Raw genomic sequence first — 20563 nt, forward strand, 5'->3', positions numbered from 1 at the left:
AGGGTTGAGGCGCGGCCGGAGGTGGGGAATCGTGGCTGACTTCTGAACGCCAACCGGAAGGAAGAGCATGCTCACCCTGACTGAGAACGCGAGCACCATCGTCAAGACCCTGACCGACCAGGTTCCGGGCAGCGAGGACACCGGGCTGCGCATCAGCAGCACCAACGAGGAGCACACGGCCTTCTCGGTCGGTGTCGCCGACGCTCCCGAACCGATGGACCTGGTCGTCGAGAGCGAAGGCGCGCGCGTCTTCCTGGAGCCCGGCGCCGCTGTTGCGCTGGACGACAAGATCCTCGACGCGACGCTCGACGATCGCGGCGCTGTCAGCTTCGCCATCGGCCTCGCCGAGTGACGGACGGCGGGGGGTGCGCAGAGCGTGCGCACCCCCCGCATCCGCCCGCTTTTGTAAACGTCTTGTGAAATCAGGGATGCGGCTATGAGCCGGGGCCCCGGAGAACATATAGTGCCGACATGACCAACGCCCCAGCGACGGACGTCGCACCCGCCACCGCACCCCGCAGCAGCGCCGCAACCATCGAATCCGGTGGTATCGAGGCGATCCCCCTCGATCGGCGCCACGGGTCGCCGTGGCAGCTTCTGGCGACCTGGACGGCCCCGAACCTCGAGTTCGCCACCATCTTCGTCGGGGTCATCGCGATCGCATTCTTCGGCCTCGGTTTCTGGCAGGCCATGCTCGCACTCGCGTTCGGCACGGCCCTCGGCGCAGTCACGCAGGGCATCCTGTCCACGTGGGGGCCGCGCGAAGGGCTCGCCCAGATGGTCATCGGGCGCACCGCCTTCGGCAGCCGAGGGAACATCCTGCCCAGCGCCCTGAACACCGTGATGGCCGGCCTCGGGTGGTTCGCCGTCAACTCGGTGAGCGGCGCTTTCGCGCTCGCCACTCTCACCGGCATGTCGACGGTTCTCGCCCTCCTCATCGTCGTGGTGATCGAGGTCGCCGTCGCGTTCATCGGCCACGACCTCGTGCAGCTGTTCGAGCGCTACGCGAGCTACGTGCTCGGCGCGATCTTCCTGGTTGCGACGATCACGATCTTCATGCACGCGAACCTCGGCGCTCCCGTCAAGGGCGGTGGCTTCAGCTTTGCCGGGTTCACGCTCACCGCCGCCGCCGCGTTCGGCTACGCGGCCGGCTGGAACCCGTACGCGTCGGACTACAGCCGGTACCTCCCGGCGAACGCCAGCGCGAAAGCGATCGGCTGGGCCGCCGGTCTCGGCAACTTCGTCAGCTGCATCGTCCTGATGGCCGCCGGCGCCGCGGCCGCCACGATCGCGGGGTTCAACCCCGACGACCCGACGACCTCGTTCACGGCGACCATGCCGGTCGTCATCCGCGACCTGACGCTTCTCGCGATCGCGATCGGCGCCATCGCGGCCAACGCGCTGAACATCTACTCCGGCGCGATGTCGTTCCTCGCGGCGGGGATCAAGATCCCCTTCAGGTTGCGGCGCGCGATCGTCGCCCTCGGCTTCGGGGTGCTCGGCTTCTTCATCGCGTGGAGCGCGCTGGCGGATGCGGGCAGCAAGTATGAGAACTTCCTGCTCGTGATCGCCTACTGGATCGCTCCGTGGCTGGGCATCGTGCTCACCGACCGCCTGCTGCGGCGAGGCACCGAGATCGCCAGCCTCGTGCCCGACCAGGCACGATACCGGAACCCTGCCGGTGCCATCGCGCTGGTCGTGGCCGGTTTCATCTCGATCCTGCTGTTCTCCAACCAGGTCTTCTTCAAGGGCCTGGTCGTCCAGGCGGCCCCGCAGATCGGCGACCTCACGCCGCTCGTCGGATTCCTGCTGGCCGGTGCGCTCTATTGGGTGCTCTTCCGGGCCTTCAAGGTCCGGCTGGGCGCACCCTTCACCGGCGCCCCGGCCGTCGTGGTCGGAATCGACGCGGCGGACGACGTGGCATGACCGACGCAGGCGGGCGCTTCATCCCATCCGAGATGCTGTATCCGACGGATGCGGAGAAGCTGTCGATCGCCGCGGAAGAGGCGCGACTCGGCGCGGACGAGGGCGGCATCCCCATCGGGGCGGCGCTCTTCACCTCCGACGGCAGGCTCCTCGGCCGCGGGCACAACCGCCGGGTGCAGGACGGCGACGCCTCCATGCACGCCGAGACCAACGCTTTCCGCAACGCCGGGCGGCAGCGCAGCTACCGCGACACCGTCATGGTGACGACGCTTTCGCCGTGCTGGTACTGCTCCGGACTGGTGCGCCAGTTCGGCATCGGCCGAGTCATCGTCGGCGACGACCGCAGCTTTCTCGGCGGCCAGGACTGGCTGGCCGAGAACGGCGTGGAGGTGACCGTCGTCAACGACCCTGCGCTGATCGCGATGATGGGCGCCTTCATCGAGGCTCACCCCGCGCTCTGGAACGAGGACATCGGCGAGGACTGAGCCCCGCGTGGCAGGTCAGGTGAGCGGAACGCCGGCCCGCTGCGCCCATCCGTCGATCTCGTGCAGCAGAGCGACCTTGCGGTCGAGCGGGGCGAACGCCGACTCGACCGAGTTCTGCGCAAGCCGCACCATGTCCAGGGTGCTGAGATCGAGCGCATCCCTCACCGCCACGAAGTTGTCGCCGACGTAGCCTCCGAAGTACGCAGGATCGTCGGAGTTGACCGTGACGCGCACGCCGGCCTCCAGGAGGGCGCGAAGCGGATGCGCTGCCAGGTCGGGCACCGCGCGGAGCCGAACGTTCGACAGCGGGCACACGGTGAGCGCGATCTCCTCATGGGCGAGCCGGCCCACGAGCGCCGGCTCGTCGACAGCGCGGATGCCATGGTCGATCCGCTCCGCCTGCAACAGGTCGAGCGCCTCGCTGATGTATGAGGCGGGACCCTCCTCGCCGGCGTGCGCCACCGCGTGGAGCCCGGCAGCGCGCGCACGGGCGAAGACGTCGGTGAAGAGCGACGGCGGATAGCCCGCTTCGGCCGAGTCCAGCCCGACACCGAGCAGGGAATCGGAACGCTCGAGCGCCCAGGTGAGGATGCGCTCGGCGTCGCGGACCGGCTTGTCGCGGAGGAAACAGAGGATGAGACCGCCGGACAGATCATGATCGCGTCGCGCCTCGTCGAGCGCGGCGCCGATACCGTCGACGACCGCTTCGAACGGCACGCCTCGTGCGGTATGGGCCTGCGGGTCGAAGAAGATCTCGGCGTGCCGCACGCCCTGGGCGACCGCGCGCTGCAGGTAGCGGCGGGTCAGCTCGGTGAAGTCGTCTGCGGTACGGAGCACGGTCATCGTGGCGTAGTACAGGTCGAGGAAGGACTGCAGGTTCGAGAAGTCGTAGTGCGCCGCGAGATCCTCGACCGACGCGAACGGCAGCCGGATGCGGTTGCGGTCGGCGAGCTCGAACGCGAGATCCGGTTCGAGCGTGCCCTCGATGTGCAGGTGCAGCTCGGCTTTCGGCAGCGTGAAGAGGTCCGGCGCAGTCATGGGACGATCCTCCCACGGCGCCCGCGGCCCGCGCGGGACGCCGAAAGGTGCGAAAAGTGGACTCTGGCGCCGGGGCCGAAAGCCACTTTTCGCACCTCTCGATGGTGCAGGTCAGAGGGCCGCGATGCCCTCGCTGCCGACGGCACCGGGCACGACGACCGAGCCGACCGCGGTCAGGCTGCCTCCCGTGCCGATCCGGAAGGCGTCGACGATGCCCGCCTTGCCCGCCTGGACATACAGGAAGTGGCCGTCCGCTGAGACCGCGGCGTCCACCGTCCCTGCGTCGGTCGCCGTGTTGCCGAGGGCCACCAGGGCTCCCGAACCCGCATCACGGTAGCCGGAGACGCTCCCGCTTCCCGCGTTGGATGCGAAGAAGGATGCTCCGGACCCTGCGATCCAGCAGGTCGCCGCCTGGCCCGTTGCGGCCACGGCGACGGGCGTGAGGGTACCGTCGGCGTGGATGCTGAAGGTCGCGACAGCGTTCGTGCCCGCTTCGGCGACCACCAGGTGTCCGCCCGCGTCGAATGTCACCGCGAACGGAACGGTGCCCGGTTCCGCGTTCTTCACCGGCAGCGGCGAGAGCGCGCCGAGACGGTTGACGCCGAAGACGTCGATCGCGCTGCCGTTGCCCTTCGTGGTGACGACGAGCTTCGAGCCGTCAGGCGTGAACGCGACCTGGCCTGGCGTGCTGGTGAACTCGGGGGTCTGGGTCGCATCCAGTCCGAGCCCGCGGTTCCAGGAGGGAATGCGCACGATGACGTCGCCGATCCGGACGAAGCCCTGCACGGCGCCGCCGTTGCGTGCGTTCAGCACGTAGACCAGCGCTCCGTGCGTTGCGATGCTGACCGGGAACGCTCCGCCGGAGCCGATCGTCTCGAGCCGGATCAGCCGGTCACCGTGCACCAGGAAGACGGTCACGGAGTTGCTGCCCGCGTTCACGGCGTAGAGCAGGCCGCGGTCATAGACGAGCGAGCCCTGCGAGGCGAGGTGGTCGACGACGGAACCTACGAGCTGGCCGCCGAGGCCGCCGGTCGGGTAGGTGCCCGCCTGGTGAAGGGAGCCGTCGGGAGCACGATCGTAGGCGACGACGGCGTTGCCGGAGAGGCCGTCGGTCTGCACGAACACCGCCGACGCGGGATGGACGAACGCGGCCGTCGCCGGTGCGGGCGAGGCGAGCGCCGGGGTGGCGAAGAGTGCGGTGGCGGCCACGGCCGCGACACCGGCAAGAGCAAGACGAACTGCGGTTCTCATGATTCTCCTTCGGTCCTTCGATGGGTGGTGCTTCCCCGCGTTAGTGGCGAGCGGTCGCGGATGCTTACGCCCGGACATCCGCGCACTCAGCCAAATCTCAGGTTCGGGCCGGCGCCCGACGCCGTAGCATCGGGACATGGACGCCGCCCGCGCGAATCCGCAGCCGCTGTGGCGCCCCTCCCCCGAAGCCGAGGCGGAGACCGCCGAGTGGCGGCGCGCGCTCACCGCGGGCGGAGCCGTGCAGCGCGAGGCGACCGAACGTCTCTACGAACTCCTGCTGCGGGTGTCGCGAGGTGAGGTGCAGCGCCGGGCAGCCGCCATCCGGGTCAGCGGGCCGGAACTCGACGACCTCGCGCACCAGGCCGCCGGGGATGCTGTCATCGCGGTCCTCCGGAGACTCCACGAGTTCCGCGGTGAGAGCCGCTTCACCACCTGGGCGTGCAAGTTCGCGATGTTCGAGGTGTCGACCAAGGTCGGGCGGCATTTCTGGCAGCATCCGACGGTGCCGCTGGAGGCCCCGGACTGGGAGCGGCTCCCCGACCGGCTCGGGATCTCGCCCGAAGACGCGACGCAGGATGCGGAACTCCTCGCCGCGGTGCGCGCCGGCGTGGAATCGCAACTGACGCGCCGCCAGCGGCAGGTCTTCCTCGGGGTCGTGGTCGACGGCATCCCGATCGACGCGCTGGCGCTCAAGATGAAGTCCACCCGCGGCGCCCTCTACAAGACGCTGTTCGACGCGCGACGAAAGTTGCGGGGCTACCTTGTCACTAACGGATACCTGGATGCCGACGGGAGGGAGAAACGATGAGCGCGCGCTCCGGCCTGACGGCATTCCTGCGCACCGGCGCCGACGACGCGGGCTGCGACAAGACGATGTCGCTGATGCACGTGTATGTCGAGCTCATCCTCGCCGGGCTCGATGCGGCGAAGCGCTACCCGGGGATCGCGACGCACCTGGCCGGGTGCGAGGGCTGCCGCGACGACTTCGAAGGGCTGCTTGCTGCGCTGTCCGCGTGATTGCCGCCGATCGGCCCCGCCGAAAGGTGCGGAAAGTGGACTCTGGCGCGGGCGGAGGTATTTTCGCATCCTTGGGCGGGCCGCCGGGGCCCAGGGACACTACTGTTGTATTCAAGGATGGAGTGGTAACGATCGCAGAGGGGCGTCGGTGTCAGTATCAGTAGAGGACTGCGGGAAGCCGGGGGCGGTCATCGGCGTCCGCTCCGACGTGGGATGCAGATGACGGCACATCCCGTCCACCTCGTCACCCTCACGAGCCCCCAGCTCACGGTCACGCTCGACCCCGTTCGCGGTGCGGACGTGCTCTCCGTGGTGGAGGGCGGCACCGGATCCGAAGTGATGTGGTCCACCCCGACGCGCGTCCGTGCCGAACACGTGCTGGCCGGAGCGCCCCTCGTGAGCACCGATTCGTTCGCGAACTTCCTGGCCGGCTACCGCGGAGGCTGGCAGACGCTGACGCCGAACGCCGGCGCGGCGCGGACGATCCACGGCGCCGCAGTCGGCTTCCACGGCGAGGTCGCCGTGTCGGCGTGGACCGTCGTCGACGTGAGCGACGACCGCGCCGACCTGCGCCTGGAATTGCTGTCGGTGCCGGTGCGGATCGAACGCGAAGTGCGGTTGCAGGGCAGCACGCTGCAGGTGCAGGACCGGCTGGTCAACCTGAGCACCCAGGCGCTCGAGTTCGACTATGTGCAGCATCCGGCGTTCGGCGCCGACCTGCTCGCCGACGAATGCCGTGTCGAGACCGGAGCACGCCGGTTCACGGCCGACCCCGAGACGACCGGTCCGCTGGCGGCGGGAGCCGCATTCGCCTGGCCGGACGCCACCACCGTCGACGGCGAGCCGCTCGACCTGTCGGTCGTTCCAGCGCCGGGCAGCTCGCACCTGGTCTTCGGCTGGCTCTCCGACTTCGAGCGTCCTTGGTACCGCATCACGAACCTGCGCACCGGTCTGGCCGTGGAGGTGGAGTGGGATGCCGAACAGCTCCCATACGCCTGGTTCTGGGAGGAGCTCAACTACAGCCCGGACTACCCGTGGTACCGGCGAGCCCGTGTGTTGGCGATCGAGCCTGCGAGCACCCAGACCTCGGGCGCGGATCGGCGCAGTGTGCTCGCGCTCGCTCCGGAGCAGTCGACCACGATCAGGACGAGCCTGACGGTCTCGCGCGACGTCGCGACCCCGGCCCGCTAGGCGCGCGGGCGTCGCTGCAGGTCTTCGCGCTCACCGCACGCGTTGCGTCCCGGCGCACGCGTTGCAACACGTGCGGTGGGACGGAACACGTGCGGCGACCGGTGCGCGAGGATGCGCGGGCGCCGCACGCTGCGACACGTGCGGTGGAACGGAATGTGTGCGGTGCGCGAGGATGCGCGACCGCCGCACACGTTGCGTCCCGGCGCACACGGTGCACCCTGTGCGGTGGAACGGAAGGTGTGCGGCGGCCGACAATCGTGGCCGTGGGGGCAGGGCCCGCTCAGACTCGCTCGAAGACCGCGGCGAGCGCTTGGCCGCCGCCGATGCACATGGTCTCGACGGCCAGTGTCGCGTCGAGGGCCGGGAGTTCGTGCGCGAGCGTGGCGAGCATCCGCAGTCCGGTCGCTCCGATCGGATGCCCGATCGAGATGCCGCTGCCGCGCGGGTTGAGGCGGGGGTCCTCCGCATCGATCCCCCAATCGGCGAGGCAGGCGAGCACCTGGACGGCGAACGCCTCGTTCAGTTCGAGCACGTCGATGTCCGACCAGCCGAGGCCGGCCCGTTCGAGCGCGCGATTCGCCGCAGGCACGGGAGCGACACCGAAGATGCGCGGGTCGACCCCGGAGACCGCCCACGATCGCAGCCGAAGCGACGGCGTGAGGCCGAGCGCCGCAGCGCGTTCCGGGGTCGTCACGATACAGGCCGCGGCCGCGTCGTTCTGGCCGCTCGAGTTGCCTGCCGTCACGGTGGCCTGGGGGTCGACGCCCCGGAGGACGGGTCGCAATGCGGCGAGCGCTTCGAGGGAGGTGTCGGCCCGCGGATGCTCGTCATGGTCCACGACGACGGACCCGCGCCTGCCCCGCACCTCTACCGGCACCAGTTCGGCGTCGAATGCGCCGGACTCCTGGGCGGCGACGGCCCGCCGGTGGGAGCGGAGCGAGAGGGCGTCCTGCGCTTCGCGGGTGATGCCGTACTCGCGCCGCAGCGTCTCCGCCGTCCCCACGTTGCCCTCCGGCGTCGGGTAGTCGCGTCCGCCGACGGTTTCGCGACCGCGGGCCAGGGCATCGTGGAGCAGCAGGCCGCCCGCGGGCAGCCCGCGGCGGCCCTGCTCGGTGTACAGCGGCGCGTTCGACATCGATTCGGTGCCCAGAGCCACCACCACGTCGCTCACCCCTGTCTGGACCTCCATCGCCGCGTTGACGACGGCCTGTAGGCCCGAGCCGCAGCGCCGATCCAGCTGGTAGCCGGTGGTCGTCACCGGGAACCCGGCGTTGAGTGCCGCGACGCGACCGAAGGCCGGGGCTTCCATCGTGGGGTAGCCCTGGGAGCCGATCACGCCATCCACCGCCGCAGGATCCAGCCCGCTGCGCTCCACGAGCGCCCGAAGGACGGTCTCGGCGAGCTCCAGCGCGGTCAACGGGGCGAGCACCCCGCCCATCCGGCCGACCGGCGTGCGCAACGGGGAGCAGATCACGACATCGCGCAGCTCAGGCATCCCCTTCCTCCAGTGCTACCGTCAGCGGCGCTCCGGTCGCAGCGACGACCTCGTCCACGGTGACGCCGGGGGCGAGTTCGCGGAGCATGAGACCGTCGTCGGTCACGTCGATCACGGCCAGGTCGGTGATGATCCGGTCGACGCAGGCGCGGCCGGTGAGCGGAAGCGTGCACTGCTGCACGAGCTTGGCCGAGCCGTCCTTGGCGACGTGCTCCATGACGACGATCACGCGCTCGGCCCCGTTCACCAGGTCCATCGCGCCGCCCATCCCCTTCACCATCTTTCCGGGGACCGCCCAGTTGGCGATGTCGCCCGCCGCGGAGACCTGCATCGCGCCGAGCACCGCCGTCGCGATCCGGCCGCCGCGGATCATCCCGAAGCTCGCCGCAGAGTCGAAGTAGCTCGCTCCGGGCAGCACCGTCACCGTCTCCTTGCCCGCATTGATGAGCTTCGGATCCTCCTCCCCCTCCCACGGGTACGGACCGACGCCGAGGATGCCGTTCTCCGAATGCAGCACGACGTGCACGCCGCCGGGGAGGTGGTTCGGGATGAGCGTCGGCAGGCCGATGCCGAGGTTCACGTAGTCGCCGTCGGTCAGTTCACGGGCTGCGCGGGCGGCCATCTCGTCGCGGGTGCGCGGCATGTCAGTTCTCCTCCGGTCGCGGGCGGGTCGTGACCTTCTCGATGGGCAGGTCGTTCGCCTCGTCGGCCGTCAGTTCGACGATCCGGTCGACGTAGATGCCGGGCAGATGGATGTCGTCGGGGCCGAGCTCGCCGGGCTCCACGAGCCGGTCGACCTCCGCGATGGTGATGCGCCCGGCCATCCCCGCGAGCGGATTGAAGTTGCGTGTCGACTTCTCGAAGCGCAGGTTGCCGTGCCGGTCGCCGACGGCCGCCCGCACCAGTCCGAAGTCGGTGCTGATCGCGGTCTCGAGCACATACTCCCTGGTGGGCCCGAAGACGTCGAACGGGCGCAGCTCCTTCGGTCCGCTCTGCTCGGCGACCGAGCCGTCGGCGGCGTACCGGATCGGCATCCCGCCGTCGGAGACCGCGGTCCCTGCGCCGGTCGCGGTGTAGAACGCCGGAATGCCGACTCCCCCGGCACGCAACCGCTCGGCCAGCGTGCCCTGGGGCGTGAGTTCGACCTCGACCTCGCCGCCGAGGTACTGGCGCGCGAACTCCTTGTTCTCGCCGATGTAGCTCGCGATCACGCGGCGGATGCGCCCAGCGGCCAGCAGTTCGCCGAGCCCCCAGCCGTCGACGCCGCAGTTGTTGCTGACGACCTCGAGCCCGTCGACGCCACGGGCGAGCAGCGCGCGGATCAGCACGATGGGGACACCGGACAGTCCGAACCCGCCGACGGCGAGCGAGGAGCCGGAAGGGATGTCCGCGACAGCTTCGTCGGCGCTCGCGTACGTCTTATCCATCGTTCTCCTCGTGGTCGGGTGCGGCGTCGGTCTCGGCGTCGGTCTCGGCGTCGGTCTCGGTTTCGGCATCGATTTCGGCGTCGGGAGCGGGGCCCGCGGCATCCGGCTCTGCGAACACCTCGCGCATCACCGCGAGCGCTGCATTCGCTGCCGGGAGCCCCGCATAGAGCGCGGTGTGGTGGATGACCTCCGCGATCTCCGCGCGGGTGAGCCCGTTCCGGAGCGCTGCGCGCATGTGCATCCGCAGTTCGTTCTCGTGGCCGCCCGTCACCAGGCTCGCGAGCGTCGCGATGGACCGCTGCGCACGGGTGAGCTGCGGCCGCGCCCAGACCTCCGCCCACGCGTAGCGGGTGATGAAGTCCTGGAAGTCGGCGGTCTCGGCGGTGATGGCGGCGGTCGCACGGTCCACGTGCGCGTCGCCGAGCACCGCACGACGCACGACCATCCCGCGCTCGAAGGTCCCCGGCGTCGTGAGGTGGGCGGCGATCAGTTCTGCGGTCGCATCCGGGTCTTCGAGGGGGACGAGGTGGGATGCGCCTGGCAGTTCGACGAAGCGCGCATCCGGGAGCGACGCGGCCAGCTCGTGCATGGCCTCGGGAGTGCAGACCGGGTCGTGTCCGCCCGCGACGATCAGGGCGGGGATCCGCACGTCGGCGAGCGAGCCCGTGCGGTCGAAAGCGCCGAGGGCCTCGCAGCACCGTGCGTACGACTCGTCGTCGACGTCCATCAGTGTCGCGAGCGCTCGCGGACCGGGACCGTCGGGATGCGCATCCAGGTACCCGGGCGCGAACCAGCGCTCGGCGCTGCCCGCGACCACGGAGGCGGTGCCGGATGCGCGCACCTGGGCTGCCCGTTGCGCCCACGATTCCGCCGTGCCGATCCGCGAGCCGGAACAGAACATCCCGAGGCCGAGCACGCGCTCCGGCGCTGCGATCGCGAGTTCGAGGGCGACGGCTCCGCCCAGCGAATCGCCGGCGACATGGAACGCGCCCCCACCGACCTCGTCGACCAGCCCGAGCACGGCGGTGGCAAGGTCGGCCACGGCGAACGGCTCGCGGGCGGCCGGCGATGCGCCGTGCCCGGGGATGTCGATGCGGAGGATGCGCGGGGCATCCGGTCGGGCGGAGAGCCGGGCGACGAGGCCGTCCCAGATGTCCGTCGTGGTGCCGAGCGACGGGAGCAGGACGAGCAACGGGCTGGCCGTCGCCGTCGGCGCCGCCGGCGAGAGGAACCCGCGGAGGATGGGAACGGTCACTGGGGCTTCTCCGTTTCGTGGGCAAGGGCGGCGAACCGGGCGAGGGAGGCTTCCACGACCGCACCGGCTGCCGCGACCGCGGTGGGCGGCGCATCCTCGGCCGGAAAGGAGACCACGAGGTGGTCGACGGCATGGGAAAGAACGGCCGCGCTCTCGGCCGCGAGCCGGAGCAGCCCGCGCCATGCCTGCCACTCGGCGTGCCACTCGCCCGTCGGCCGCGCGTCCGCGCTGAGCGCCGCCGCGTGCAGGGTCGCGACCAGCCCGCCCGCGCGGAGGCCGTTCGCGGTGAGGATCACAGCGTCGACCGGGTTGCGCTTGTGCGGCATCGCTGAGGATGAGCCGCCTTCGTCGGGCGACAGGGTTCCGTCGCGCGCCCCGAGCCCGAGGGCCCGCCCGATTCGACCTGCCGTCGCGCAGACCTGCGCCGCGGCGGCTGCGACGGCGAGCACCGGCGCACGGTCGGTGTGCCAGGCGCGTGCGGGGTCGGAGAGCCCGAGGTGGGAGGCGAGGGATGCGCGGAGCACGGCGGGCGCGTCCGGTCGGCCCGAGAGCCGGGCGAACGCTTCGCCGGTGCCGACGGCCCCGCCGAGCTGCACCGGGAACTGGGTGGCGTCGAGAACCGCGAGCGCCGACGAGACGGCGTCGAGCCAGTCCGCCACCGCGGCGCCGACGGTGCTCGGTTCGGCCGGCTGGCTGAGGGTGCGGGCGATGACGGGGGTCGCGCGCTCGCGCTGGGCCAGGATCCCGAGAGCGTTGCCCGCCTCGGCGAGGTCGGCGCGCGCTCCCGCGAAAACCTCGCGCGAGACGACCATGAGCGCGCTGTCGATGATGTCCTGGCTGGTGGCGCCGCGGTGCACGCGCCCCGCGCTTTCGCCGGCCTGCGCCCTGAGCTGTTCCACGAGCGCCACGACGGGCATCCCGTCCCTGCGCGCGCCGGCGAGCAGCGCATCCCGGTCCAGAGTCGATGCGTCGAGCGCGGAGGCCACGGCCTCGCCGTCGCCGCCGTCGAGCTCGGCCCACGCGAGGACGAGCGCCCGTTCGACGGCGACGAGCGCTTCGAGGATCGCGTCGTCGCCGGAGGCGGCCGCGGACCCAGCGGCCGGTTCGAGCAGGCCCCAGTCGTAGGCGTCAGCCACGGCCGTCTCCGCGGAAGTCGAGGAACACGGTCTCGCCGTCGCCCTGGAGCCGGATGTCGAACCGGTAGCTGCGCTCGGCGTCGGGAACGGCGACGAGGGTGCCGCGCCGCTCCGCGTCGATCCCCGCGAGGAAGGGGTCGGCCGCGTTGCGTTCGGGTTCGTCACCGAAATAGGCGCGAGTGAAGAGGTGGTGCAGGAGCCCGCGGGCGAACACGGTCACGAGAAGGTACGGAGCGGCCCCGTCGCGGGTCGGGCCGGGCTTGACCGTCGTGAACGTGTATTCGCCCGCGCGGTTCGTGGGCGCCCGGCCGAACCCGGTGACCGTGTAGCCATCACGGTTGATGCTGCCCACCCGGGTGATCGGGACGCCGTCGCTGTCCGCTCCCCACACCTCGAGTAGCGCATCCGGAACCGGCTCGCCGGCCCCGTCGTAGACGACTCCGTGCAGGCGGATGGCATCGGGGCGCCACGGTGCCGCGACCTGCTCCCCGCCGTCGTACGGCAGGGCGAACCCGTAGAAGGGACCGATCGTCTGCGACGGCGTCTGCTCGAACGCCCTGCTCTCAGGCATGGTCGCCTTCCTCCGGTTCCATCCAGGTCGCTCGGCTGCCGGTGAGCACGATGTCCCAGCGGTAGCCGAGCGCCCACTCGGGCACGCTCAGGTCGTGATCGTAGTCCGCGATCAGGCGTTCCCGGGCCGCCGGGTCGACGATCGACTGGTAGATCGGGTCGAGAGCGAAGAGCGGATCACCCGGAAAGTACATCTGCGTGATCAGGCGCTGCGTGAACTGGGTTCCGAACAGGGAGAAGTGGATGTGCGCCGGCCGCCACGCGTTGCGGTGGTTGCGCCACGGGTACGGCCCCGGCTTGATCGTGATGAACCGGTAGGAGCCGTCGTCATCGGTGATCGCGCGCCCGACACCGCTGAAATTGGGGTCGAGCGGGGCCGGATGCTGGTCCCGCTTGTGCACGTACCGCCCGCCTGCGTTCGCCTGCCAGATCTCGATGAGCTGGCCCCGGACCGGATGGCCCTCCCCGTCGAGCACGCGGCCGGTGACGACGATGCGTTCGCCGAGCGGTTCGCCGCTGTGCTGGATGGTGAGGTCGTTCTCGAGGGCTTCGACATCCGAGTGGCCGAAAGCCGGCGAGACCAGTTCGATCTCTTCGGGGTCGGCACGCACGAGTGCGTGGGTGGGATGGCGCAGCACGGAACTCCGGTACGGCGCGAAGTCGCGCAGCGCCTGCGCGGGGAGCGGCCCTGCTGCGGCCGCCGCAGCGTGGACCGCCGCGATCTCGCCGCTGATCTCGGCCTGGGTGGGTTCTGTCATCGCCTCGCTCATCCTCAGAAGGGGAGTCCTGCATACTGTTCGGCGAGCGCCGCCGCCGCGTGCCGCGACGCGGTGGTGTACTCGAGCCGGCCGACCTGGGTGCGATAGCGGAAGGCCGCCTCGGAGGGCTCCAGGCCGCGGTCGACGTGGAGGAGTTCGGTCATCCACTGCGAGAACTGCTGCACCTTCCACTGCCGGGCGAGGGCCGACCCGCTGTAGGCGCGCAGCGGCGACTCGTCGCCGGCCCGCTGCGCGATCAGCGCGCGACCCAGCAGCGCCACGTCCGCGATCGCAGAGTTGAGTCCTTTCGCCCCGGTGGGCGGGACGATGTGGCCCGCATCCCCGGCGAGGAAGAGCCGCCCGTGCCCGAGGGTGGACGCCACGAAGCTGCGCATCGGGGTGATCGACTTCTCGGTGATCGTGCCCTCATGGAGCGTCCAGCCGGGGACTCCGAGACGTTGCTGGAGCGCATCCCAGATGCGCGCATCCGACCACGCGTCGATCGATTCGTCGTGGTCGACCTGCAGGTAGAGACGCGAGACCTGGAGCGACCGCATCGAGTGCATGGCGAAACCGTCGGGGTGCAGGGCGTAGATGAGGTCGTCGGTCGACGGAGGGACGTCCGCGAGTATGCCGAGCCAGGCATATGGATACCCGCGCTCGAACGCGGTGACGCCCGGGATGGCCGGGCGGCAGACACCGTGATAGCCGTCGGCGCCCACGATGAAGTCCGCGTCGATGCGCAGCTCCTCGCCGGCGTGGAGGGCCGTGATGTACGGGGAGTCGGAGTCGATCGCGTGCGGGCAGACGTCATCCACGTCGAAACGCACGTCGGAGCCGAACCGGTCGTGCTCCTCCAGCAGGTGATGGACCAGCGCCTGCTGTCCGTAGATGGTGACGGTGCGGCCCACCAGGTCGAGGAAGTCGACGTGATGGCGCTGGCCCTCGTACTGCAGGTAGATGCCGTGGTGGGTGAGCCCGCGCTCCCGCAGGTCGGCGTCGAGGTCGAGCTCACGGAGGATGTCGACGGATCCCTGCTCGAGGACGCCGGCGCGGATGCGGCCCAGCACGTACTCGCGCGACTTCTGCTCGAGGATCACGAAGCCGATGCCGGCGCGACGGAGGATGTGGCCGAGGAGGAGACCGGCGGGCCCGGCTCCGATGATGGCGACCTGCGTTCGCACGGCTCCCGCCTTTCGCGTCGATGGGAAGGTTCGTCCATCGTCGTCGATCGGTGTCGAGGGCGGGCATGTATTTCCACTGAGTGGAAAGGAATTCAGCGGCGGGCGCCGAGCGCTCCCGACATGCCTCGGGCGGCCATCCGGACACCGAGGGGGAACTGCGGCTCGGCCGCCCGCTCGACGTGCGCGATGATCGAGACGGCCGCGACGACCTCGCCTGACGCATCGCGCACCGGCGCCGCGACCGAGAAGGCGCCGCGCGTGAGCTCCTCGACCGACGTCGAGAGCCCGGTGGCGCGGATGCCCGCGAGACGCGACCGCAGCTCGGCCTCACCGGTGAGCGTGTTGGGCAGGTACTTGCGCGGGGCGCCGGCGAGGATGTCGGCCAGCACCTCCGGAGGCGCGTAGGCGAGGAGCGCGAGGCCGACGGCGGTCGCGTGCAGGGGCAGGCGCGAACCGACGTCGCTGATGACCGGCACGGAACCGGGCCCGGAGAGCCGCTCCAGGTAGACGACGCCGAGGCCGTCGCGCACGGCGAGGTGTACGTGCTCGCCGGTCGCCTCGAGGAGGTCGTCGAGGTAGGGGCGGGCGACATCCCGGAGCCGGCGGGCGGTGGGCTGGCGGACGCCGAGCCGCCAGAGCTTCATCCCGACCCGGTAGCGGCCGTCATCGCCCCGCACGAGTCCGCCCCAGGCGACCCACTCGGCCAGGAGACGATGCGTGGTCGACGGCGGCAGGCCGGCGCGGCGGGCGACCTCGCTGAGGGTCAGTTCGCCGCCGCGCTCGAACGCATCCGCGATGGCGAAGACACGCTCCGCGACGCTGCGCTCATCGCTCGCACCACCGGCCATGCGGCCAGCCTAGGGTCGGGCCGGCCTTCTCGCGCACCTTTCGCGAGCGCCCGGGAGCGCTAGGCGTCGAAGCGGGCGCCGGCCGGGTCCGAGGGACGGCACATGAGCACAAGGAGCACGATCCCTCCGGCAAAGGGGAGGAACGTCCACAGAACGTTCCACGCGCTCAGGTTCCCGTCGTGGAGCCGGCGCACCGTGAGCGCCCACGAGGGGACGATGATCGCCAGCGCCGCCGCGAGGAAGACGAGAGCCACCAGAGTGCTCGCGGGCGACCTGGGTTCGAGGACGCTCGTCAGGACGACCGCTGCGAGGTAGAAGAGGGCGAAGACCAGCTGCCACCACCAGTACTCGCTGCGGCTCGCGCGACCCGTGAAGCGCGCGTACTTGGTCCAGAACCGGATGAACGCCTGGGCGATGGATGCGCCGGGAAGCGGCTCCGAGTCCGGGTCGATCGGCGCGTACCCGAACGAGGAGGAGCGGGGCGCCGCGTACGCCATCGGCGTGTATGACTCGGACGCGGACGACGGATACGCCGGGACCGCGTAGCCGGGAGCCGCGTTGGTGGGAGCGGCATACGTGGGAGCCGCGTAGGCGGGAGCAGGAGCGGGAGCGGGGGCCGCGGCGGGCACGGCCGCCGGATGCTGCTGGGTGTGCTCCGACCATCCCTGCCCCGTCCACCAGCGGAGCTGCCGGCCGTCCAGCGGATCCGGGTACCAGCCCGGCGCCGGCGTCGAGGTCGGGGGGACGGGGGTGGCTTCATCCATTTTCCGAGTGTGTCAGGGGCGGCGGGATGCAGCCCATCCCCAGTTCTGGTCAGGCCGCGCTGAGCTTCCTAGGATGGGGTTCGCATGGCACCGACTGCGACGAAGGAGACGATCCGATGACCGGTACACACGAGGCGGCCGACGACGACACCGCCGCCGCCGAGACGGGACAGGTCTTCACCGACGAGGAACGCGCGGCGATGAAGGAGCGCGCCGCGGAAGTCAGGACGGCCCGGCGGCGCGGCGCGAAAGCGGACGACGCCGACGGCGAAGCCGATGTGCAGGAGAAGATCGCCGAGCTGGAGGATTCGGATCGCGCGATGGCCGAACGCATCCACACCGTCATCATGCTGAGCGCCCCTGGGCTCGCGCCTCGCCTCTGGTATGGGATGCCCGCCTACGCGAAGGACGGCAAGGTCATCTGCTTTCTCCAGCCGGCGAAGAAGTTCAAGACCCGGTACGCGACGCTGGGTTTCAACGACGCGGCGAGGCTGGACGACGGCTCGATGTGGGCGACCTCTTTCGCGATCACGACACTGGATGCGGACGTGGAGGGGCGCATCGGCGAACTCGTGAAGCGCGCCGCGGGCTGAACCCAGGTCAGCGCGTCTGGATGTTCGCGAGGCGGGCGAGGTCATCGCGGGCGATGGTCCCCGTCTTCTTCCGGATGTTCCGGAGGTGCGCCTCGACCGTGCGGACGCTGACGTTCAGGTACTCGGAGATCACGACGTTGCTCAGGCCTTGCGCAATGAGGGAGATGACCTCGGATTCGCGCGTCGTGAGACCGATGCGCTCGGCCGGCGTCGTCAGCTGGTCCGGCGTTTCAGCGAGGATCCGGTGGACGAGTTCCCGCGCCTCGACTGCCTGCGCCTCCTGCCTGCTGGAATGGTAGAGCTTGACGGCGCCGGTGAGGAACCGGGCCGCCTCGTCGTGGGCGCCGTGCCGGTGCAGGGTCCGCGCGGCGGTGACAAGTGCATCCGGGTCGCTGCGGAGCTGGGCGTCGCGGGCATCGAAGTAGGCGGTGTACATGGCGCCGCCGATGGCCTCCGCCTGCTGGCGGAACTCCGCCGCCTGCTCGGGGTCGTACTGGGCGACGAGCGACAGCATCGTGAGGGTGGCGGCGGCGAGACGGTAGTTCCTGGCCGTCAGCTTGGCCGCCGCGCGCCGGTACAGGAGGGCAGCGGTCTTCGCGTTCTCCGAAGCTGAGACTTCCGCTGCGTCGACGAAGTCGATCGTGCCGAACGGGAGGGCTTCACTCCTGCCCTCCAACTGGCCCGCCCGTTCGCGCAGGCCGACCGTGGCGCGGAGCCGGTCCGTTCTGATCGCGACGAACGCGAGGAGGTGGAGCAGGGCGTGATCGGCCGGGAAGAGAAGCGCACCGCCGTCGACGCGGGCCGCGATGACGGTCTGGGAGGCGGCGACGGCTTCGTCGAAGCGTCCGAGAGCAGCGTGCGCCAGGACTGCTACGTACGTGTGCGCGACGAGGGGCAGCCGATCGGCCGCGACGATGCATCGCTGGATGCGGTCGGTCGCCCAGGCTGCGGCCTCCTCCAGCCGTCCGGAGCTGTAGAGTGCGAGACCGTACACGACGTCGTACTGCCCCAGCAGCAGACACGATGGGTCACTCGGCACCCGGCTGAGCGCGCTGAGCGCCTCCTCTCCTTCCCCGCGGAGCGCCAGCCCGTAAGCGAGGACGATGGTGGCTATATCCCCATTGGTTCCGTGCAGCTCTGCGAGGTCGCGCAGCCGCACCAGGTCGGCGTCGCTGATCCGCTCGGTCTCGAACCGGAGCGCGATCGTGAGCGCTTCGAGTGACGGCGAGAACTCGAACCCGTCGTGGACATCCGCCAGCACGCCCGCCGCGATGACCGACGGGATGACGCCGGAGGTGAGCTCCCAGCGGGACCGCAGATAGCGGAAGGTGAGCTCATCGCGCGGCCGCGACCCGGCAAGGACAGTGTTGTCCAGCACCCGGTCGACGATCGCACGATCGCGGGCACCGGAGAGCTGGAGGTTGAGGACGCGATTGGCCGTCGCGACCGTACGCTCGGCGTTCCAGTCGGCGATGGCCGTGGCGAGCTGGGACCGATAGGCGTCCCCGAAGACTCGGCCGAGAAGGGGCAGGTCGACAACTGTCGCTGCAGCATTCTCGGCCCGGCCCGAGAGCTGCAGCGCTCGAGGCGCGCGCGGGCGCCTCAGGAAGTAGTCGCCGAGCCCGGGCGGGTTGAGCGCGATGAGGGTCTGCCCGTCCGCCGTGAGCGTCCGGATCAGGGACGCCGCATCGAGACCCGAGAGCACCTCCTCGCCGAGCACGTTCCTCGCTGTGACGATGTCGGTCACACCGAGCAGCGCCAGCGAGTTCAGCGCGTCGAGCGTCTCGGCCGGCTGACGGGAGAGGAGGGATTCGTACACGACGGTGAGCTCATCGATCCAGAGGTCCTCGGCGTCGGACCAGATCCCGCCCTCGTTCCGGATCCGGCCGCTGGCAAGCGCCGCCTCGGCGATGGCGACGGCGAGCCCGGGGCACCCCGCGGATTTGGTGTGGATGCGACTGGAGAGCACAGGCGAGACAGGACCGTCCACGAGGCCCTCGAGCATGTCATGCACGCCGTCGACCGAGAACGGCAGCAGTTCGACACGGACGACTGGATGCGCGAACCTGAGCAATGCGCGCTCCGACACCGGCGTGGTCATCGTGGTCGCCGCCACGATCGGAATCCGCAGCGCCTTCCACACGGCCTCGATCACATCCCACGAGACCGGGTCGAGCCTGTCGGCATCATCGATGAGGATCACAGCCGGTCGGGCCTCCTGAAGCCGCAAGAGGAGTGCCGAGGGCGATGTGGCCTGCGGGGTCCCGAGCGCGACCCTGGACTGCTCTGCCTCCATCAGGGCCACCCCGATGCGCAGCGCGTCGAGCGCCAAGCGCTCTCCGACGCCCCTGACCGACAGGACGGCGAAACCCGCCTCCCCGAAGATGTCCCTCACTCGTTGAAGGACACTCGTGCGGCCGGACCATGCGTCGCCGACCACCTCGACACAGGACCCGTTGATGGACTCGGTCCCGACTCGCCTCGCCTCGCGCTCGCGCATGAACACCGTGACCCCATCCACCGTGGATTGCACACCGCCGGTCTGATTTCGCGCGCCCATGAGGTCGTACAGGACGAAATCCGGAATCATCACGGCCTCCGAGTACACGCGTTGGAACGATCGGGGTCTGGACGATGAGGGGCCGGGGCCGCGCACTATGCGGGCTGACCCCGGCCGGGTCGACGAGAACCCGACGTCTCGTCAATGCGGCCGGAACGCCTCCAACCCGGAGGTGGGACCGCACCCCAAACGATAGGGATGCATTCGCGTCAGACCGCGCGGCGCGCTTCGAAATAGGCGTCCGCGCAGCCTGGGATGCGCGTATACGCGCACGACCGCCTAGGGCGATTCAGGCCGACTAGGCGTTCTGGCACACAGCCAGGTGGCGGCTACCGATCAAACGGGACCCCGAAGATTCGGTAGCCACGCGAGCGCCTGGACGAGCAAACTCGGGATGGAGACAATCGACGCACCAACCACGAGAGAGAAGGCCATTCCGTGACAACGAACGACCCGGAGGCCGATGCGGGACACGGTGCCACCTCCACCGCGATCGAGCCGACGCGCCTCGCCAGCTTCAGCGACGGCGTGCTCGCCGTGATCATCACGATCATGGTGCTGCAGTTCGCGGTCCCCCAGGGTGGACGGCTCACCGACCTGGTCCCGCTGATCCCGACCTTCCTCAGTTACGCGCTGAGCTTCGTCTTCGTCGGGATCTACTGGAACAACCACCACCACCTGATCCGCGCGACCGAGCGGATCGACCCTCGCGTCATGTGGGTGAACCTCCACCTGCTGTTCTGGCTCGCCCTCATCCCGTTCGCGACCGCGTGGCTCGGTGAGCCGAACCATTACCTCATGACCTGGCCCGTGTTCCTCTACGGTCTCGTCTGCCTGATCATCGGCCTCTCCTACCGGTTCCTGCAGCAGGCGATCGCCCGGGCCAATCCGGGTCTGGCGTTCTCCGACCGCATCCGCCGCGACTACAAGGGACTCGGCTCGGTGGTCATCTACGCCGTCGGCTGCGGTCTCGCGTTTCTCGCCCCCTTGGTGTCCATCGCGCTCTACGCGGCGGTCGCGATCATCTGGTCGATCCCGGACCGTCGGCTGATCGGCGGTCAGTGA

General features: G+C 70.2%; 21 protein-coding genes. 8 read left to right on the forward strand and 13 right to left on the reverse strand.

What is annotated here, in order from left to right:
• Window positions 1-67: 67 nt before the first annotated feature.
• The 3 genes from ACV7NN_RS08385 (at window position 68) to ACV7NN_RS08395 (ending at window position 2411) form a co-directional block, all read left to right on the forward strand.
• Window positions 68-352, forward strand: coding sequence for a Fe-S cluster assembly protein HesB (locus ACV7NN_RS08385; protein WP_463349113.1), 285 nt, complete (start codon window positions 68-70; stop codon window positions 350-352).
• A gap of 119 nt (window positions 353-471) precedes the next feature.
• Window positions 472-1926 (forward strand): purine-cytosine permease family protein, encoded by a 1455-nt coding sequence (locus ACV7NN_RS08390; protein WP_463349114.1) that lies wholly within the window; start codon window positions 472-474, stop codon window positions 1924-1926.
• On the forward strand, window positions 1923-2411 hold the full coding sequence (locus ACV7NN_RS08395) for a nucleoside deaminase (RefSeq protein ID WP_463349115.1): 489 nt from the start codon (window positions 1923-1925) through the stop codon (window positions 2409-2411). Before ACV7NN_RS08390 ends, ACV7NN_RS08395 begins: the two co-directional genes overlap by 4 nt.
• Window positions 2412-2426: 15 nt before the next feature.
• On the opposite strand, the gene ACV7NN_RS08400 is transcribed toward ACV7NN_RS08395, so the two are convergent.
• Together ACV7NN_RS08400 and ACV7NN_RS08405 are read right to left on the reverse strand one after the other, a co-directional pair.
• Entirely contained in the window at window positions 2427-3449 is a 1023-nt protein-coding gene (locus ACV7NN_RS08400) for an adenosine deaminase (protein ID WP_463349116.1), read from the reverse strand.
• 111 nt (window positions 3450-3560) lie between these two features.
• On the reverse strand, window positions 3561-4700 hold the full coding sequence (locus ACV7NN_RS08405) for a lactonase family protein (protein ID WP_463349117.1): 1140 nt from the start codon (window positions 4698-4700) through the stop codon (window positions 3561-3563).
• A 136-nt stretch (window positions 4701-4836) separates the two neighbouring features.
• Between ACV7NN_RS08405 and ACV7NN_RS08410 the strand changes: the two genes are divergently transcribed.
• The 3 genes from ACV7NN_RS08410 to ACV7NN_RS08420 all read left to right on the forward strand — a co-directional run bounded on the left by ACV7NN_RS08410 (window position 4837) and on the right by ACV7NN_RS08420 (window position 6908).
• Window positions 4837-5508, forward strand: coding sequence for a sigma-70 family RNA polymerase sigma factor (locus ACV7NN_RS08410; protein WP_463349118.1), 672 nt, complete (start codon window positions 4837-4839; stop codon window positions 5506-5508).
• The gene (locus ACV7NN_RS08415; RefSeq protein ID WP_463349119.1) at window positions 5505-5717 is read left to right on the forward strand and encodes a hypothetical protein; all 213 of its coding nucleotides are present in this window, start codon (window positions 5505-5507) and stop codon (window positions 5715-5717) included. The genes ACV7NN_RS08410 and ACV7NN_RS08415 overlap by 4 nt, the downstream gene beginning before the upstream one ends.
• Window positions 5718-5936: 219 nt before the next feature.
• Complete coding sequence (locus ACV7NN_RS08420) at window positions 5937-6908, forward strand: aldose epimerase family protein (RefSeq protein ID WP_463349120.1); 972 nt, start codon at window positions 5937-5939, stop codon at window positions 6906-6908.
• A gap of 280 nt (window positions 6909-7188) precedes the next feature.
• On the opposite strand, the gene ACV7NN_RS08425 is transcribed toward ACV7NN_RS08420, so the two are convergent.
• The 10 genes from ACV7NN_RS08425 to ACV7NN_RS08470 form a co-directional block, all read right to left on the reverse strand.
• Window positions 7189-8403 (reverse strand): acetyl-CoA C-acetyltransferase, encoded by a 1215-nt coding sequence (locus tag ACV7NN_RS08425; RefSeq protein ID WP_463349121.1) that lies wholly within the window; start codon window positions 8401-8403, stop codon window positions 7189-7191.
• Window positions 8396-9046, reverse strand: coding sequence for a CoA transferase subunit B (locus ACV7NN_RS08430; protein WP_463349122.1), 651 nt, complete (start codon window positions 9044-9046; stop codon window positions 8396-8398). Before ACV7NN_RS08430 ends, ACV7NN_RS08425 begins: the two co-directional genes overlap by 8 nt.
• Before the next feature lies 1 nt (window position 9047).
• Entirely contained in the window at window positions 9048-9830 is a 783-nt protein-coding gene (locus ACV7NN_RS08435) for a CoA transferase subunit A (RefSeq protein WP_463349123.1), read from the reverse strand.
• On the reverse strand, window positions 9823-11085 hold the full coding sequence (pcaDC, locus tag ACV7NN_RS08440) for a bifunctional 3-oxoadipate enol-lactonase/4-carboxymuconolactone decarboxylase PcaDC (protein WP_463349124.1): 1263 nt from the start codon (window positions 11083-11085) through the stop codon (window positions 9823-9825). The genes ACV7NN_RS08435 and pcaDC overlap by 8 nt, the downstream gene beginning before the upstream one ends.
• Entirely contained in the window at window positions 11082-12221 is a 1140-nt protein-coding gene (locus tag ACV7NN_RS08445; RefSeq protein ID WP_463349125.1) for a lyase family protein, read from the reverse strand. The genes pcaDC and ACV7NN_RS08445 overlap by 4 nt, the downstream gene beginning before the upstream one ends.
• Entirely contained in the window at window positions 12214-12792 is a 579-nt protein-coding gene (gene pcaG / locus ACV7NN_RS08450; RefSeq protein ID WP_463349126.1) for a protocatechuate 3,4-dioxygenase subunit alpha, read from the reverse strand. Before pcaG ends, ACV7NN_RS08445 begins: the two co-directional genes overlap by 8 nt.
• On the reverse strand, window positions 12785-13549 hold the full coding sequence (pcaH, locus tag ACV7NN_RS08455) for a protocatechuate 3,4-dioxygenase subunit beta (protein ID WP_463349127.1): 765 nt from the start codon (window positions 13547-13549) through the stop codon (window positions 12785-12787). Before pcaH ends, pcaG begins: the two co-directional genes overlap by 8 nt.
• A 14-nt stretch (window positions 13550-13563) precedes the next feature.
• Entirely contained in the window at window positions 13564-14733 is a 1170-nt protein-coding gene (locus ACV7NN_RS08460; RefSeq protein WP_463349128.1) for a 4-hydroxybenzoate 3-monooxygenase, read from the reverse strand.
• 92 nt (window positions 14734-14825) lie between these two features.
• A complete protein-coding gene (locus ACV7NN_RS08465; protein WP_463349129.1) occupies window positions 14826-15581 on the reverse strand; it encodes an IclR family transcriptional regulator in 756 nt (251 codons plus the stop codon).
• 59 nt (window positions 15582-15640) lie between these two features.
• Window positions 15641-16345: a DUF805 domain-containing protein gene (locus ACV7NN_RS08470; RefSeq protein ID WP_463349130.1), complete on the reverse strand. Its 705-nt coding sequence runs from the start codon at window positions 16343-16345 to the stop codon at window positions 15641-15643.
• Window positions 16346-16461: 116 nt separating this feature from the next.
• On the opposite strand from ACV7NN_RS08470, the gene ACV7NN_RS08475 reads away from it, so the two are divergent.
• Entirely contained in the window at window positions 16462-16938 is a 477-nt protein-coding gene (locus ACV7NN_RS08475; protein WP_463349131.1) for an iron chaperone, read from the forward strand.
• Window positions 16939-16945: 7 nt separating this feature from the next.
• Here the strand turns inward: ACV7NN_RS08475 and ACV7NN_RS08480 are convergent, their stop codons facing one another.
• Window positions 16946-19528, reverse strand: coding sequence for a helix-turn-helix transcriptional regulator (locus ACV7NN_RS08480; protein ID WP_463349132.1), 2583 nt, complete (start codon window positions 19526-19528; stop codon window positions 16946-16948).
• A gap of 408 nt (window positions 19529-19936) precedes the next feature.
• Here ACV7NN_RS08480 and ACV7NN_RS08485 point away from each other — a divergent pair, with 408 nt between their 5' ends.
• Window positions 19937-20563 carry a TMEM175 family protein gene (locus ACV7NN_RS08485; RefSeq protein WP_463349133.1) on the forward strand — a complete coding sequence of 209 codons (627 nt, stop codon included), beginning with the start codon at window positions 19937-19939 and terminating at the stop codon, window positions 20561-20563.

The organism is Leifsonia sp. Ger2509 (assembly GCF_055231915.1).